The 13,595-nt window shown below is 37.7% G+C and carries 12 protein-coding genes, 1 riboswitch and 2 other annotated features; of the genes, 5 read left to right on the top strand and 7 right to left on the bottom strand.

Features of this window, described 5'->3' with window-relative positions; translation table 11 throughout:
• The first annotated feature begins 766 nt into the window (after positions 1-766).
• Both FSZ17_RS01950 and FSZ17_RS01945 read left to right on the top strand, forming a co-directional pair.
• Positions 767-2,707, top strand: a complete 1,941-nt coding sequence (locus FSZ17_RS01950) for an endonuclease MutS2 (protein WP_057776223.1) — start codon at positions 767-769, stop codon at positions 2,705-2,707.
• An 82-nt stretch (positions 2,708-2,789) separates the two neighbouring features.
• A complete protein-coding gene (locus FSZ17_RS01945) occupies positions 2,790-3,191 on the top strand; it encodes a VOC family protein (protein ID WP_057776222.1) in 402 nt (133 codons plus the stop codon).
• A gap of 64 nt (positions 3,192-3,255) precedes the next feature.
• Here FSZ17_RS01945 and thrS read toward each other — a convergent pair whose 3' ends face one another.
• The 4 genes from thrS to FSZ17_RS01925 form a co-directional block, all read right to left on the bottom strand.
• The gene (gene thrS / locus FSZ17_RS01940) at positions 3,256-4,467 is read right to left on the bottom strand and encodes a threonine--tRNA ligase (RefSeq protein ID WP_057776221.1); all 1,212 of its coding nucleotides are present in this window, start codon (positions 4,465-4,467) and stop codon (positions 3,256-3,258) included.
• A 52-nt stretch (positions 4,468-4,519) separates the two neighbouring features.
• Positions 4,520-4,747: a binding site (T-box leader), on the bottom strand.
• 201 nt (positions 4,748-4,948) lie between these two features.
• Positions 4,949-5,177: a binding site (T-box leader), on the bottom strand.
• A 228-nt stretch (positions 5,178-5,405) separates the two neighbouring features.
• Complete coding sequence (locus FSZ17_RS23605; RefSeq protein WP_057776220.1) at positions 5,406-6,701, bottom strand: globin-coupled sensor protein; 1,296 nt, start codon at positions 6,699-6,701, stop codon at positions 5,406-5,408.
• 10 nt (positions 6,702-6,711) lie between these two features.
• Positions 6,712-6,797: riboswitch (cyclic di-GMP riboswitch) on the bottom strand.
• A 106-nt stretch (positions 6,798-6,903) separates the two neighbouring features.
• On the bottom strand, positions 6,904-7,230 hold the full coding sequence (locus FSZ17_RS01930) for a YnfA family protein (protein WP_057776219.1): 327 nt from the start codon (positions 7,228-7,230) through the stop codon (positions 6,904-6,906).
• Between the two features lie 12 nt (positions 7,231-7,242).
• Positions 7,243-8,286, bottom strand: coding sequence for a DUF1835 domain-containing protein (locus FSZ17_RS01925; RefSeq protein WP_228460266.1), 1,044 nt, complete (start codon positions 8,284-8,286; stop codon positions 7,243-7,245).
• Positions 8,287-8,723: 437 nt separating this feature from the next.
• On the opposite strand from FSZ17_RS01925, the gene FSZ17_RS01915 reads away from it, so the two are divergent.
• Complete coding sequence (locus tag FSZ17_RS01915; protein ID WP_057776218.1) at positions 8,724-9,239, top strand: DUF1572 family protein; 516 nt, start codon at positions 8,724-8,726, stop codon at positions 9,237-9,239.
• Positions 9,240-9,630: 391 nt separating this feature from the next.
• Here the strand turns inward: FSZ17_RS01915 and FSZ17_RS01910 are convergent, their stop codons facing one another.
• Positions 9,631-10,032: a DUF2178 domain-containing protein gene (locus FSZ17_RS01910; RefSeq protein WP_057776217.1), complete on the bottom strand. Its 402-nt coding sequence runs from the start codon at positions 10,030-10,032 to the stop codon at positions 9,631-9,633.
• A gap of 1 nt (position 10,033) precedes the next feature.
• Positions 10,034-10,237 carry a helix-turn-helix transcriptional regulator gene (locus FSZ17_RS01905; RefSeq protein ID WP_057776216.1) on the bottom strand — a complete coding sequence of 68 codons (204 nt, stop codon included), beginning with the start codon at positions 10,235-10,237 and terminating at the stop codon, positions 10,034-10,036.
• A gap of 261 nt (positions 10,238-10,498) precedes the next feature.
• Here FSZ17_RS01905 and FSZ17_RS01900 point away from each other — a divergent pair, with 261 nt between their 5' ends.
• Both FSZ17_RS01900 and FSZ17_RS01895 read left to right on the top strand, forming a co-directional pair.
• Positions 10,499-11,488, top strand: a complete 990-nt coding sequence (locus tag FSZ17_RS01900) for a zinc-dependent alcohol dehydrogenase family protein (protein ID WP_057776215.1) — start codon at positions 10,499-10,501, stop codon at positions 11,486-11,488.
• A 24-nt stretch (positions 11,489-11,512) separates the two neighbouring features.
• Positions 11,513-11,914 (top strand): VOC family protein, encoded by a 402-nt coding sequence (locus tag FSZ17_RS01895; protein WP_057776214.1) that lies wholly within the window; start codon positions 11,513-11,515, stop codon positions 11,912-11,914.
• Positions 11,915-12,159: 245 nt separating this feature from the next.
• Here FSZ17_RS01895 and FSZ17_RS01890 read toward each other — a convergent pair whose 3' ends face one another.
• Complete coding sequence (locus FSZ17_RS01890) at positions 12,160-13,521, bottom strand: FAD-binding oxidoreductase (RefSeq protein ID WP_057776213.1); 1,362 nt, start codon at positions 13,519-13,521, stop codon at positions 12,160-12,162.
• Positions 13,522-13,595 lie beyond the last annotated feature (74 nt).

Here is a 13,595-nt window from a genome sequence, read left to right as displayed (position 1 = left end):
ATACTCTATCACTATCAATTGCGTTTTTTGTGTATAGGCTTCCATATGATTAACGACCAAGCATCACAATCAACCCTGCAATACTTACACATATGAAGAGAAACCACCATGAATCGGTAAAATCTTTTCCACGTCCTGAACTTCTATCTTCCATTTATATTCCCCCTATTAATCTCACTAAAGATGCTCCCTAGTCCGAAGCCCAGCCATCCTGTCACCATTAAAAATCTAATTTTATTTTACATTCAGGAAATAACATCCAAATAACTCAAACATTACCGGAACATTACCTTTCGTTTTTTTACGATGTTGAATGTACAAAATCTTCACACTTATATTGACCTCTCAAACAAAACCGAGGTATACTTAATTTGTATAAAAATGTAAACTCAGCAGAGGAGTTTGTTTTATGAGTGTGAATGTTCTTAACTAAACCGTTATTTTCATACGGCCTTGAATGAAGCAAAAAACTGGTCTAATCACTGGTTTATTAAGTATGTGCTTTTTTAAGGTAGGTTAAGAACACGCATCATAGCATAGAAGATTGGTAAACCAGCTATGGCATGTTTTGTCATAGCTTTTTTGTGTACAAAAAAATCGGATATCGTGTCATTTTCCGTTCTTTTTTGCTGTACTCAAATTTGGGTGCCAATACATGTTTACATCTCTTCTAGCCGTCATGAGCGATTCGTTCATGGCGGTTTTTTTATGAGAAAATCTTCTGCTCTGGAAAAGTTTCATTTTAAAATAAAAAGGAGGATTCAGGATGAATCAGCAAACAATTGGTGTATTAGGATATCAGGAAATATTAGAGGAGATCACTCATTTTGCGAAAACAAACAGAGGGAAGAAGACCCTTCAAGCACTTCGGCCATTGCCGGATAAACGGAGAATGGAGCAGGCTTTAAGGGAGGTTGCTGAAGCGGAAGAAATAATAAAAATCAGCAGCAGCGTCCCGATTCACACACTGGATGAAATGGAGCTTTATTTGAATCAGGCGCGAAAAGGAATCTATATTCGTGCTGATCAGTTTACGTATGTCCTTTCGTTTTTGCAGCATTGTTCAAAGCTGAAGCAATTCATGAAGGATAAGCAATATGCAGCACCTAATGTGAGCTTGTATGCGGAATCGATTGGGGATGTACGGCTGCTGGAAGAAGAAATTAGCCGCTGTATTCGGCACGGACAAGTGGATCATCATGCCTCAAGCGATTTAGCGTATTTACGAAGACAGCTTTCGATTCAATCAGATAAGCTCAAGGAAAAGGCACAACAGCTAGTAAAATCAAAACGATATTCCTCATTTCTGCAGGATACGGTTGTCGTTGAACGAAATGGCCGGATTGCCCTTTCTGTGAAAAGGGAATATCGGACAAAAGTGCAGGGAACGGTTCTTGACACTTCTGCTTCAGGCTCTACCTTGTATATGGAACCGACAGAACTAAGTTCCATTCAGGAAGAGATTGAGCTATTGCGTATGGCTGAAGAGCAGGAAACAGAAAGAATTTTATACGAATTAACGGACAAGGTGCTACAGCATGAACACACAATAGCTATCGCCATAGAAACGATGCATCATTATGATGTCCTGTTTGCCAAAGCATCTTATAGCCGAAAAATTGGCGGTACAATACCTTTATTAAACGAGGATTATATCATTGATTTAAAAGAAGCTCGGCATCCGATGCTTGGTGAGAAGGCCGTTCCTCTATCCATTCGATTTGGTGAAGATCATCGGGCATTAGTGATAACTGGACCTAATACTGGTGGAAAGACGGTCACATTGAAGACAGTTGGCTTACTTACCATGATGGCGCAAACAGGACTTCCTATTCCAGCCAATCATGGAAGTGAGCTCGCCATTTTTCAGCATATTTTCGTCGATATTGGCGATGGTCAAAGCATTGAACAGAACTTGAGCACATTCAGCTCAAGACTCGTTAATATCATTGACATTCTGCGTATTACGAATGACCGCTCGCTAGTTCTGCTTGATGAACTAGGATCAGGGACAGATCCAAGCGAAGGAATGGCGCTGGCAATCGTTATTCTTGAGCAGCTCTACCAAAAGGGAGCAACTTTGTTTGCAACAACCCACTATAGCGAAATGAAGGACTTTGCCGAAAAAACAAGCGGATTTCTCAATGGAATGATGGAATTTGATCTCGAAACACTAAAGCCAACATACAGGCTTCTTCTTGGGCAAAGCGGCAACAGTCAAGCATTTGACATTGCCATCAAGCTCGGCATGCATCCGGAATTGATCGAGAAAGCCCACCAAATCACCTATAAAAATATTCGCAGCTATCGGGAAGAAATCGATGCAAGCATTCTGAAGGCTTCGGATTATCTAAAGCAAATAGCAATCAATAAATATGCAAGGAAATCTACGAAAAAGCAACCCCTTCCTACGGGTACAGAACCATTTGCTCTTTTTGAACAGGGAGATAATGTGCTTGTTACTGAAACCAATGAAACGGGGATTATTTATAAAGGGCCAGACTCACAAGGAAACTATATCGTTCAAATACAAAATGAAAAGCGAACAATCAATCATAAACGATTAAAGCTATATATTAAAGGCAAAGAGCTGTACCCTGACAACTATGACTTTGATATCATCTTCAAATCGAAGGAATACCGGAAAATCAATAAGCAGCAAAAGAAAAAGCATGTTGAGGATGTTTGGTTAGATTGTGAAGATTAATTTCTTCGTTTAAAGGAAATCCTTATCGCTTAAGCGAAATAATAAAAACATTTATTTATAAGTTTAATAAGGAGGGTGTTAGTTGTCACAAGGGCTCATTCATCATGTTGAAATAAATGTTTCTAATTTAAAGAGCACGATTGATTTTTGGAGTTGGTTTTTAGAAGAATTAGGATATAGTCCATATCAGGAATGGGAAAAAGGCCAAAGTTGGAAATTAGGCGAAACTTACATTGTTTTCGTTCAGACGGAGGAAAGGTTTCTTGACATCCCTTATCATAGATGTCGAGTAGGTCTTAACCATTTGGCATTTCATGCAAGTTCACGTAAACAGATTGACGATATTACATCTAAGTTAAAAGAAAAGAACATAAACATCCTTTACACTGATAAGCATCCCTTTGCTGGAGGTAAGGAGCACTACGCCGTCTACTTTGAAGACCCGGATAGGATTAAGGTAGAGTTGGTTGCACCTGAAACATAATCAAAAACCTTTTAAATGAGATCCTAAGAGGTTCAATACCTTTTAGGATCTCCGATTTTACATACTATTCCTTGTTATCCTTTTCTTCGCTGAATCTTGCAATAATGTCTTGAATACTCATTTGCCCAACGTTTCCCACTTGGTGCTTTCTTAAGGCTGCCGATTCATTCTGCACCTCTTGATCCCCGATAATAAGCATATAAGGGACTTTTTGTTTTTCAGCTTCTCTTATTTTTAACCCGACCTTTTCCACCCTGTCATCGACATCAATTCGGAATCCAGCTAATTCTAAATCCCGTTTCATTTGATAAGCATAAGATAGATGGGCATCTGAAATCGGCAAAATCTTCGCTTGCACTGGAGCTAGCCAAAACGGAAAATCACCAGCAAAATGTTCAATTAAAATCGCCATAAACCGTTCGATCGAACCATAAATCGCTCTATGAATCATGATGGGACGGTGAGGTTTATTATCCTCACCGATATATTGGCAATGAAACTTTTCAGGCATTTGGAAATCAAGCTGAACTGTACCACACTGCCAGCTTCTTCCGAGTGAATCCAGTATATGAAAATCAATCTTAGGACCATAAAAAGCTCCATCACCTTGATTGATTTGATAAGGCAATTCTTTTATCTTTAAAACTTTTTCCAGAGCGGATTCAGCCCTATCCCATATTTCTACTGAACCCATAAAATCTTCTGGCCGAGTAGAAAGCTCCATTTTATAACTAAAACCAAATGTCGAATAGAACTCATCAATTAAATCCAGCACTTTCGCTATTTCAGACTCAATCTGGTCTTCCCGAACAAATAGATGTGCATCATCTTGAGTGAAGGAGCGAACTCTTAGCAGGCCATTTAAAGAACCTGAAAGCTCATGTCGATGAACTAACCCAAGTTCCGCAAAACGAATAGGAAGTTCTCGATAGCTCCTTCTCTTACTATTAAAAATGAGTACAGCACCTGGACAATTCATTGGTCTAATCGCATAATTCTGCTCATCAACATGGGAAAAATACATATTCTCGTGGTAATGCTCCCAATGGCCAGACTGTTCCCAAAGCTCTTGCTTCATCATAATCGGCGTTTTTATTTCTTGGTACCCAACCTGTTGATGCCTTTGTTTCCATAAATGTTCAAGCTCATTCCGAATGACCATTCCTTTTGGTAAGAAGAAGGGCATTCCTGGTGCCTCCTCCATTGACATAAACAACTCTAACTGCTGCCCTAATTTTCGATGATTGCGCTTTTCTACTTCCATTTCCATTGACATGTTTATTCCTCCTTATGAATTTTTTATATAAAAAAAACGCACTCATCCCATAGCAAGGGACGAGTGCGGTCGTGGTACCACCCTAATTCCGTAAAGCACAAAATAGACTTTACGCTCAAATAGATAACGGTCTTCCCGATTATGGTTACTAAGGATTTGCTGTTCCCCATAATAGCTCCAAGGTGGTAAACCAATCTTTTTTCTTCAGGGTTTTCAGCCGATGACCCTGATCTCTGGAAAGAAAAGTAAGAAAGATTCATGTCCTTTTCGTCGCATAGTATTTTTTTAGTAAAAGGCTTCCTTTGAAACGTTTGACGGCTTTTTTTGTTTGATGGTAACTTTGAAGCTTTTTTTGTTACCTTTTTCCTCTCTTTTTCTGTTTCGCGGTAACGATTAGGTTTTACTCGCTACCTTCTTCTTCCTTTTTCCAGTTTTACGGTAACATTTACAAAGATAAAATAAAAAACGCACCCATCCCAAAGCAAGGGACGAGTGCGGTCGTGGTGCCACCCTAATTCCGTAAAGCACAAAAATAGACTTTACGCTCAAATAGATAACGGTCTTCCCGATTATGGTTACTAAGGATTAACTTTTCCCCATAATAGCTCCAAGGTGGTAAACCAATCTTTTTTCTTCAGGGCTTTCAGCCGATGACCCTGATCTCTGGAAAGAAAAGTAAGAAAGATTCATGTCCTTATCTTAGCCCTATTCATTTCAATTGGAAAATAATTGTTTTTTTGCATTATAGGATAGAAATAAAGGAACGTCAAGAGATAAAGTGAAACTTCCATCAGTGGGGGTTTTCTTTCATCCCCCACTGATGGTTAGTTGAACCAATCGGGCCTTTACGGGCAGTTGATCCCCCACTTAGGTTTCTTTGATTCTCTCGCAACCTTGTAGTGGGGGTCTTACTGCCCGTTAATCTGCGATAAAATCACTTATGCAAGATTGGCCGTATTATTTAGATTTTCAGCTGATGAAGACACAGTAGACATCGCTTGACCAAATTCATGAATCGTTTCTACAATATGATTGATTTGAACCTTTACATCCGAAACTTGTTTTACACTATTTTTCATTGACGTTGTAATTTGATCAAATGCTTCACTTGTCTTAGCTGATTTACTTCGTCCTTCAACTACCGCAACATTTACATTTCTAAGCGCCGTATCCACCTGATTTGTATAGGTATTAGACAATGAAATTAGCTCCTCAATCGTACCTATCGATTCTTTCGTTCTAACTGCAAGCTTTCTAACTTCATCTGCTACTACAGCAAATCCTTTCCCGTGTTCGCCTGCCCTAGCCGCTTCAATGGCAGAGTTTAAGGCAAGCAAATTAGTCTGGTCTGCAATAGCTTGAACAATATTTATGACATCTTTTATTTGCTGAGAGGAGGACAAAAGATTCTTAACCATTTCATTCATATTCTCAATATCATTGTTAATTGATTGAATTTGGCCCACTAGATGTGTTATTTCCTTTTGACCCTCAGTAACAAATTCCTCCGTTAATAACGATTGATTTTCCGTATGTGTTACTAGCTCGTTTACCTTTTTACTGCTATCTAATAAGCTCCCAACAGATGCAGAAGTTTGCTCGACTGTCGCAACGAGATCTGTGCTCACTTCAATGATTTTATTTTTTATCTCATTCCTAACTTGCTGATGTTCTTGTTCTCTTACGTTCGCTCTTTCTTGCTCATATGATTCTAGTACAATTTGCTGTTCTAAGCTAAAGATTTTTGTAACGGCCGTTAAAATGGTTTTAATTTCCATCCTATCGGGAACATTCTCGAATATGATGTCAAACAATGTTTTTTGAAGGTTTTGAAAAGCTCCCATATAATAAGCGGGCTTTAAACCAATATAATAATGAATTTTTGCTACCTTTAATCTTTTTTCAATAAAATCCGTGTCAATTTTACCGTCAAACAGCTCAATTAAGTGCGTTTTTAAAGTACTTCTTAACCTTTCAACACTGCTATGCTTTTCAATAATTTTTTTCAATTCCTCAACTTGTAATATGGTTTTATAAAAATCACTGACCAATCGATCTATATTTTCTTTTATAAGTCCTTGCATCTGATTAATAATTTGTAAATCTTCAATAGTTAGATCAATCATTTTGATTTTTAAAAGAATATGAGGAACTGTTACTTCAATTTTCCCATCTGCATGATCCATATTTTCTAAGAAGTATTGCCTGGTTTTTTTCTTCCAGAGAATAGCCATATTAACCTCCAATTTATAGGGTCGGTTGCGCTACTCGCTCAATATCCATCCAAGCGCCCAAATTACAGATGAACATTCTTTGCTACCCGATACTTTTTTACTATGATTACATTGATTATATAGTTCTTAATAACTACTAGATATATTCTTTTTATGAAATATTTATGAATTTTTTTTAAAAAAGCCGCGACTATTGTTCTGTCTACTGCCTTGGACTCCAAAGCATGATGGATACTCCAATTAAACATATGACCGCTCCAATCCAATCGAACGTATCAGGTGTTTTTTTATCGACTCCCCATCCCCACAAAACCGAAAGAATAATAAATACGCCACCATAGGCTGCATACACTCTTCCGAATGTAGGGAAATTTTGCAAAGTAGGGATAATCCCATATATAACCAAAATGATCCCACCAATGATCCCGTACCAATATGGCTTTCCTTCACGCAGCCATAGCCAGACTAAATATCCTCCGCCGATTTCAGCGATTCCTGCAAGAATGAATATCAATATCGTATAAATCATGTTACACCTTTTCTAACTTAATTTTACTCCATAGTATCTCATGGCTTTCAAGTTTCCTTCCATTTCAAAAACACCATTTTCTATCAGCTTTCTCACCCGATATTCCAAGAACTCGTCACCTATATATTGATCTAAATGCCCTAACGCTTCTCCAATTAATCTCGCTGATTTCATAAACTCCTCTGACTCTCGTTCGCGTTGAAGCTTTTTCGCCAAATTGATGATGTATTGGTCATAATAGTCAATACAAACACTTTGAATTCTTCCATTCCGCCAAATTCGTAATGATTCCCGATTATCCGATAGATGAAGCCATTCCTGTTCATATTGCTCTCTTTCAAGGTTCGACAAAGAATGCTTCTGCTTACTGTGCTCATAAATGGTTTGGAGTTTTTCAGGTGGTATTTCCCCTGAATGCAATACTGTGTATTTTATATCGGCTCGATTAAAATGTTCTGCATATGCCAATGAGGTGTTAATCACTTTAATTTCATTAGGCTTGTCCTTTAATAAATGCAAAACAAAGCGTAGACCTGTCTGCTCATGCGCATTTTCAGCAGTCCATAGGGTAATAGGGACATCTTTTGGAATGGACAAAATTTGGTGAACTGTCTGATGAAATCTCTGTAAATATTCTCGTAACTCCTCATGTTTATCCTTCAGTGATTCTTTCATCCAAGTAAATCTGGCTCCGATTCCAATCTCTTCATGCAGCTGCCAGATAGGTCCGACCGAAAATATATTCCAGAAGGAGTACACTTTTTCCTTTTCAAACACTCCCATTTCCTTTAATGCTACCTTTAAACTACCCGCAGGGGATCCACCGAAAAGAATATGAATCATTTGACAAGTATCGGCTTGCTTCGATTCCGACCTTTCTTTCGTTATATCCAAAAGCGTTTTATATACCCTTTTCACATCATCCACAAACTCTGTTTCTGAATATTCCTTCTCCTCTATATGATTCACTCTTAAGAGAATATGAAACAATAATGACTTTACTTCCCCTTCTGGCAGTTCTTCGATAGCCTTTTTTAACTGATCTATTTCCATCATCTGTACCTCCGAAGAATAGTCCTTTTTATCATAAATTTGTCATTATTATAGCATTAATCCAATTTTATCAATTTTCCTTTTTTTTATCATTCAATCTGTTTTTCAGAGTTTAGAAAGCAGGACATACGGATTTAATAAAGAATTCATTTATATAATTAGACTATGTTAAACTTCCCTGTTGATTTCCGCTGCAGGCACTCACTTTCCGCGGGTGGTCGGGGAGCCTCCTCGTCGCTAACGCTCCTGCGGGGTCTCCCCTGGACACGCATTTCCCGCAGGACGTTGAATAATCTTTCCCGAATAAACACCGCACGAAGGAAATGCGAATGCATTTTCGAGGATCTCGCGCCTTCCGCTACAATCAACAACAAAATAGCATTCTCAACTCTAAGCTTTAACACAGCTAATATTTATAAAATAGCAAAGGAGCTTTTAAAATGACAAATACTCACAATGAAATATCTTCTGAATATTTAAGGGTGATTAAATTACGGTTTAGAGAGATGAAAAGTACGGCTGAAAAGACATTTGATCAACTTGATGGAGAAATGCTGTTCTGGTTCCCGAATGATAACTCCAATAGCATTTCAATTATTGTGAAGCATATGAGCGGGAATATGGTTTCTCGTTGGACAGATTTTTTAAATTCTGATGGTGAAAAACCTGATCGGGACCGAGATGGAGAGTTTGAGCATACTATTTCAAATCGTAATGAGTTATATGAGGTCTGGGAAAAAGGATGGAATGTATTCCTAAACGCACTTGATTCTATCGAAGAGGATCAGCTGCATCGAAAGATATTCATTCGGAATGAACCTCACACTCTCATTGAGGCAATTGAGAGACAAATGTATCACTACTCCTCTCATGTAGGTCAAATCATTTATATAGCTAAACAGTTGAAATCAGAAGGATGGACAAGCTTAACAATTCCAAAAAAAAATAATAATTAAAGCTAGTAACCTGCGATGCTTCTCATATTTCATCCAAACAAAGTCTGTATATTCTACTAGATTAACAGGAGTGGTCTCATGAGACTTTCATGAGACCGATTTTTGCTAATTTTCTTTGATGAGTGGTCTCATAAGGCTTTCATGAGACCGAGTTTTGTTAATTTGTTTTGGGTAATGGTTTCATGAGACTTTCATGAGACTACTTTTCGATAATTTCCTTTGTTGACTGGTCTCATAAACCTTCCTCTTAACCAAAAAACATCACATAAGTCGATTTTTCCGACTTTGTGATGCCCCATTTTGTCATTCCTACATAGAATACGAACTTAAGTTTTAGGACAGCTCCTGTAATTTCCATTCTATTCGATTAGAGACAAAGTTCAATTAAACCTTAAGATCTATACTTCCTTGAATAAATAAATTCAGTCATCGGCAACACAAGAAATGTTAAACCTACAACGATCACTAAGGGATAATTATCAATTTTGTTGAAATCTCCTGTCCTTTCAGAGATAAATAGGATTAAACCAGATGCAATCATTAGAACAAAATAGCTAATTTTTGCACTTTGAGTTTTAATATGGTTATCCAATTCATCCTTTGCATTTGCCCCTTCATGATCACCCCAAGTAATAGCGTTGAAAAAGAATGACCAAGCCATGAAAATAGCAAATATTAAGAAGCTATCAAGTGTACCAAAACGAAACCATTTAACACAAAGTACGCCGGTCATAAATAATGCAAACAATAAAGTGATAAGGCTAATTACTTTTTTTGTATTATTTTCTCCCATGTTAATTCTCCTTTTTTTTCGGAATGAATAAATCTTCCATGGACGTGGACAAATGCCTAGAAATATCAAAAGCTAGCTGAAGACTTGGATCATATTTATTATTTTCAATCGCATTAATGGTTTGCCGACTGACACCACAAAGCTCTGCCAGTCTCCCTTGAGATATTCCCTTTTGTTCTCTTAAAACTTTAATATGATTTTCCATGTCACCACCTCCATTAGTCTGTTAGGTGTCAAATATGTTTTACATCCAAATTATACTAACTCACAAGCAGTGTGTCAAACATCTTTTACAACCCTATGGGTGTTGAGAGAAATGATTCATTCAAATAAATCACTCCTATATCATTCTTCTTGTTCCACTAAGGAAGCTTATATAGAATAATGTTTACTAGGCAAACAGAGCAGGACGTGCAAGATGTTATGATTGAATGGGTGAAATTATTTATAAAAGGAGACAAAGGTTTTGGAAGCTAATTGTATAAAATTATACGAATTTGGAGATCCAGAGAGCGTTTTAAAGATTGAACGTACAATGATTCAACGACCTAAAAATGCAGAGGTACTTGTGCGTATGAAAGTTCGGCCTATAAATCCATCTGATTTAATTCCTATTAAAGGAGCTTACTCCAATCGCATTTCATTACCCTATATTCCGGGATATGAAGGAGTTGGCATTGTGGAAGATGTAGGCCCTTCTGTTTCGCAAAAACTTATTGGCAAGCGTGTTTTGCCTTTGCGTGGTGATGGTACTTGGCAAGAATATGTGAAAACAAATGCAGATTTAGCCGTTCCTATTCCAGATACAATTGATGATTACACCGCTTCACAATTATACATAAATCCGTTAACTGCCTGGATTATTTGCACAGAGATACTGAGATTGGGACCAGGGGATATATTGCTGGTAAATGCTTGCGGATCTTCTATTGGTCGTATTTTTGCACAATTATCTAATATTCTCGGTTTCCGCCTGATTGCTGTAACGAGAAATCATCTTTATACAAAAGAGCTACTACAATTAGGTGCTTCCTATGTAATCAATACATCAGAGACATCATTACAAAGTACTGTTATGGAATTAACAAATGGATGCGGTGCATCGGCAGCAATTGATTCCATAGGAGGTGCAGATGGTACTGAATTAGCCTTTTCTGTTCGACCTAATGGGAATTTTGTAACAATTGGTTTATTATCAGGAGTACCAGTTGATTGGAAAAACATTTCACTCCAGACAAAAGTAAATGTTAAATTATTTCATCTACGCCATTGGAATCAACAAGTATCTGTGCAGACTTGGCAAGATGCATTTCATCATTTAATTACACTTATAAAAGAAAAAAAATTAACACTCATGGTAGCTGCTTCTCATTATGACTTGTTAAAGATAAAGGAAGCCGTTCGAGATGCTAATTCAACAAAAGAGAATAAGGGAAAAGTCTTTTTAACAAGCTGATCAATTAAGAAGGTGGCTAAGAACATGAAGAAATACGTTCATCATATATGTATACAAACCAATACGTATCTGGAAACATTAAAGTTCTATACGGAAGCTTTAGGATTTGAAATCGTTCAAGAATCTCCCGACTTTCATGGAAGAGAGTTTAATAGTTGGCTAAAACTCGATCATTTTTATATCGAGCTGCAAACTGGTAAAAAAAATGAAGTTCTTGCTGATAATAGTCCTAACAGCCAAGGAATTGTTCACTTTTGCATATGGGTTGAAAACCTCGACCAGGAAGTGAAACGCTTAAAAGCGATGAATGCAAATTTTATTTGTAAAAATGGGGAGATTATTTACCGTGTTGAAAATGGTTCCCTTTGTAAAATAAAAGCTCCAGAAGGTACAATTGTGGAATTGCGTGATAACAGAGGTATATAAGGAGACGGTTTGTTGAATATTCGACATATGAATGATATGTAGTGTAGTGCTTTAAGAAAAAATAATTGAGACAAAATAATCCCTCCTTTTGAAACAAAAAGAAGGGATTATTGGCAAATGAATGAACCTAGGAGAGTAGCCTTTCCTAATGAAATAATCTCTTTTTACCAAATAAACAGATTCAAAAATTATTTTATCCTTTTAACAATATATTAACTTCAATATGCAACCAAAATACCTTTACATTAATCCAAGTTGAATATTTTCCCTGGATTTAACAAGCCTTCTGGATCGAACATTTTCTTCAATTGCTTCATAATAATTGTCGCTTCCCCGTGCTCAATCTCTTGAAATTTCATTTTCCCAAGCCCGACTCCATGTTCGCCTGTGCATGTGCCGCCTACTTCAATCGCTCTTAATGCAAGCGCTTCATTCGTATACTCGGCCTTTTCTTTTTCACCCGCTACACTTGGATCATAAAGGACAATTGTATGAAAATTCCCATCGCCGACATGCCCCAAAACACCACCGGTCAAACCGCTTTCATCAATTAACTTTCTTGCATATACGACAAGCTCTGGCAATCGCGATATTGGGACACACACATCTGCTCCTGTATTGGCCATTCCTTTAATATGGCGGTAAGCATACGCCATTTCATGACGGGCTTTCCACAACTCCATCCGTTCCTTCGATCCACCTGCGACTTCCCAATTTCCACAACCAAGCTCGCGCATTAATTGCTCTGCTATTTTTACCTCTTCCAGAGCAGCTGTCCTCGTGCCTGCAAATTCAAAAAACAAAGAATGACGAATCGGAAAATGATAGCCTCCATATGCATTCACTTGTGAAATACTCTCTGCATCAACTAGCTCCATTCGCATCACCGGAATACCGCTAAGTAAAACCGTCTTAGCTGCTTCTGCACATGCTTCTGGAGTGTCAAACGTGCATCGCGCAGCCACCGTATGTTCAGGAATCCCATGAAGTCTTAATGTTATTTCTGTAATGATGCCTAACGTACCTTCTGAACCAGCAAACAGCCCTGTCAAATGGTAGCCAGAAGATGATTTTTTAGCATACGACCCTGAGTGAATGACTGTTCCGTTAGCTAATACAACTTCTAAATCAAGCAGCTGATCCCGTGTTGAACCGTAACGAACTGCTGTCGTACCGCTCGCATTCGTTGCTACCATCCCGCCAATCGTTGCATCCGCTCCTGGGTCAATTGGGAACATCAAACCGTGCCGATTGACCAGTTTATTCAATTGTAAGCGTGTCATTCCCGGCTGCACAGTAATCATTAAATCTTCTGGTGAAAAATTAACTACATTATTCATTTTTTCAAAGTTAATGGAAATCCCTTTTTTAACAGGAATAGCTTGTCCTTCTAAGCCTGATCCTGCACCAAAGGGAGTTACAGGAACTTTATACTCACGTGCTACATCCATAATCATTTCAACATCTTTCCGACTCTCAGGAAAACAAACTACATCCGGCTCAACTGCCTTATGAAAAGATTCATCATGGCTATGACGGAACAATTCAGTTTCACTTTGGCTAACTTTATCACTTCCAAGAAGCTTTATTAGTTGTTGAATAAACACAATAAACACCTTCTGTTTTTTGAAATTATTTAATTATTTGAATATTCCTATTTACAAATAGATTAACATAATTT

The organism is Cytobacillus dafuensis (assembly GCF_007995155.1).
Lineage (GTDB): Bacteria > Bacillota > Bacilli > Bacillales > Cytobacillaceae > Cytobacillus > Cytobacillus dafuensis.
Note: the sequence above shows the minus strand (reverse complement) of the source record. Positions and strands in the feature narration are given on the sequence as shown.

Bases quoted from the DNA above. Each gene is read 5' to 3' on its own strand.
- FSZ17_RS01950 (WP_057776223.1), top strand. From the start codon at position 767: ATGAATCAGCAAACAATTGGTGTATTAGGATATCAGGAAATATTAGAG.
- thrS (WP_057776221.1), bottom strand. From the start codon at position 4,467: ATGTCAATGGAAATGGAAGTAGAAAAGCGCAATCATCGAAAATTAGGG.
- FSZ17_RS23605 (WP_057776220.1), bottom strand. From the start codon at position 6,701: ATGGCTATTCTCTGGAAGAAAAAAACCAGGCAATACTTCTTAGAAAAT.
- FSZ17_RS01930 (WP_057776219.1), bottom strand. From the start codon at position 7,230: ATGATTTATACGATATTGATATTCATTCTTGCAGGAATCGCTGAAATC.
- FSZ17_RS01925 (WP_228460266.1), bottom strand. From the start codon at position 8,286: ATGATGGAAATAGATCAGTTAAAAAAGGCTATCGAAGAACTGCCAGAA.
- FSZ17_RS01915 (WP_057776218.1), top strand. From the start codon at position 8,724: ATGACAAATACTCACAATGAAATATCTTCTGAATATTTAAGGGTGATT.
- FSZ17_RS01910 (WP_057776217.1), bottom strand. From the start codon at position 10,032: ATGGGAGAAAATAATACAAAAAAAGTAATTAGCCTTATCACTTTATTG.
- FSZ17_RS01905 (WP_057776216.1), bottom strand. From the start codon at position 10,237: ATGGAAAATCATATTAAAGTTTTAAGAGAACAAAAGGGAATATCTCAA.
- FSZ17_RS01895 (WP_057776214.1), top strand. From the start codon at position 11,513: ATGAAGAAATACGTTCATCATATATGTATACAAACCAATACGTATCTG.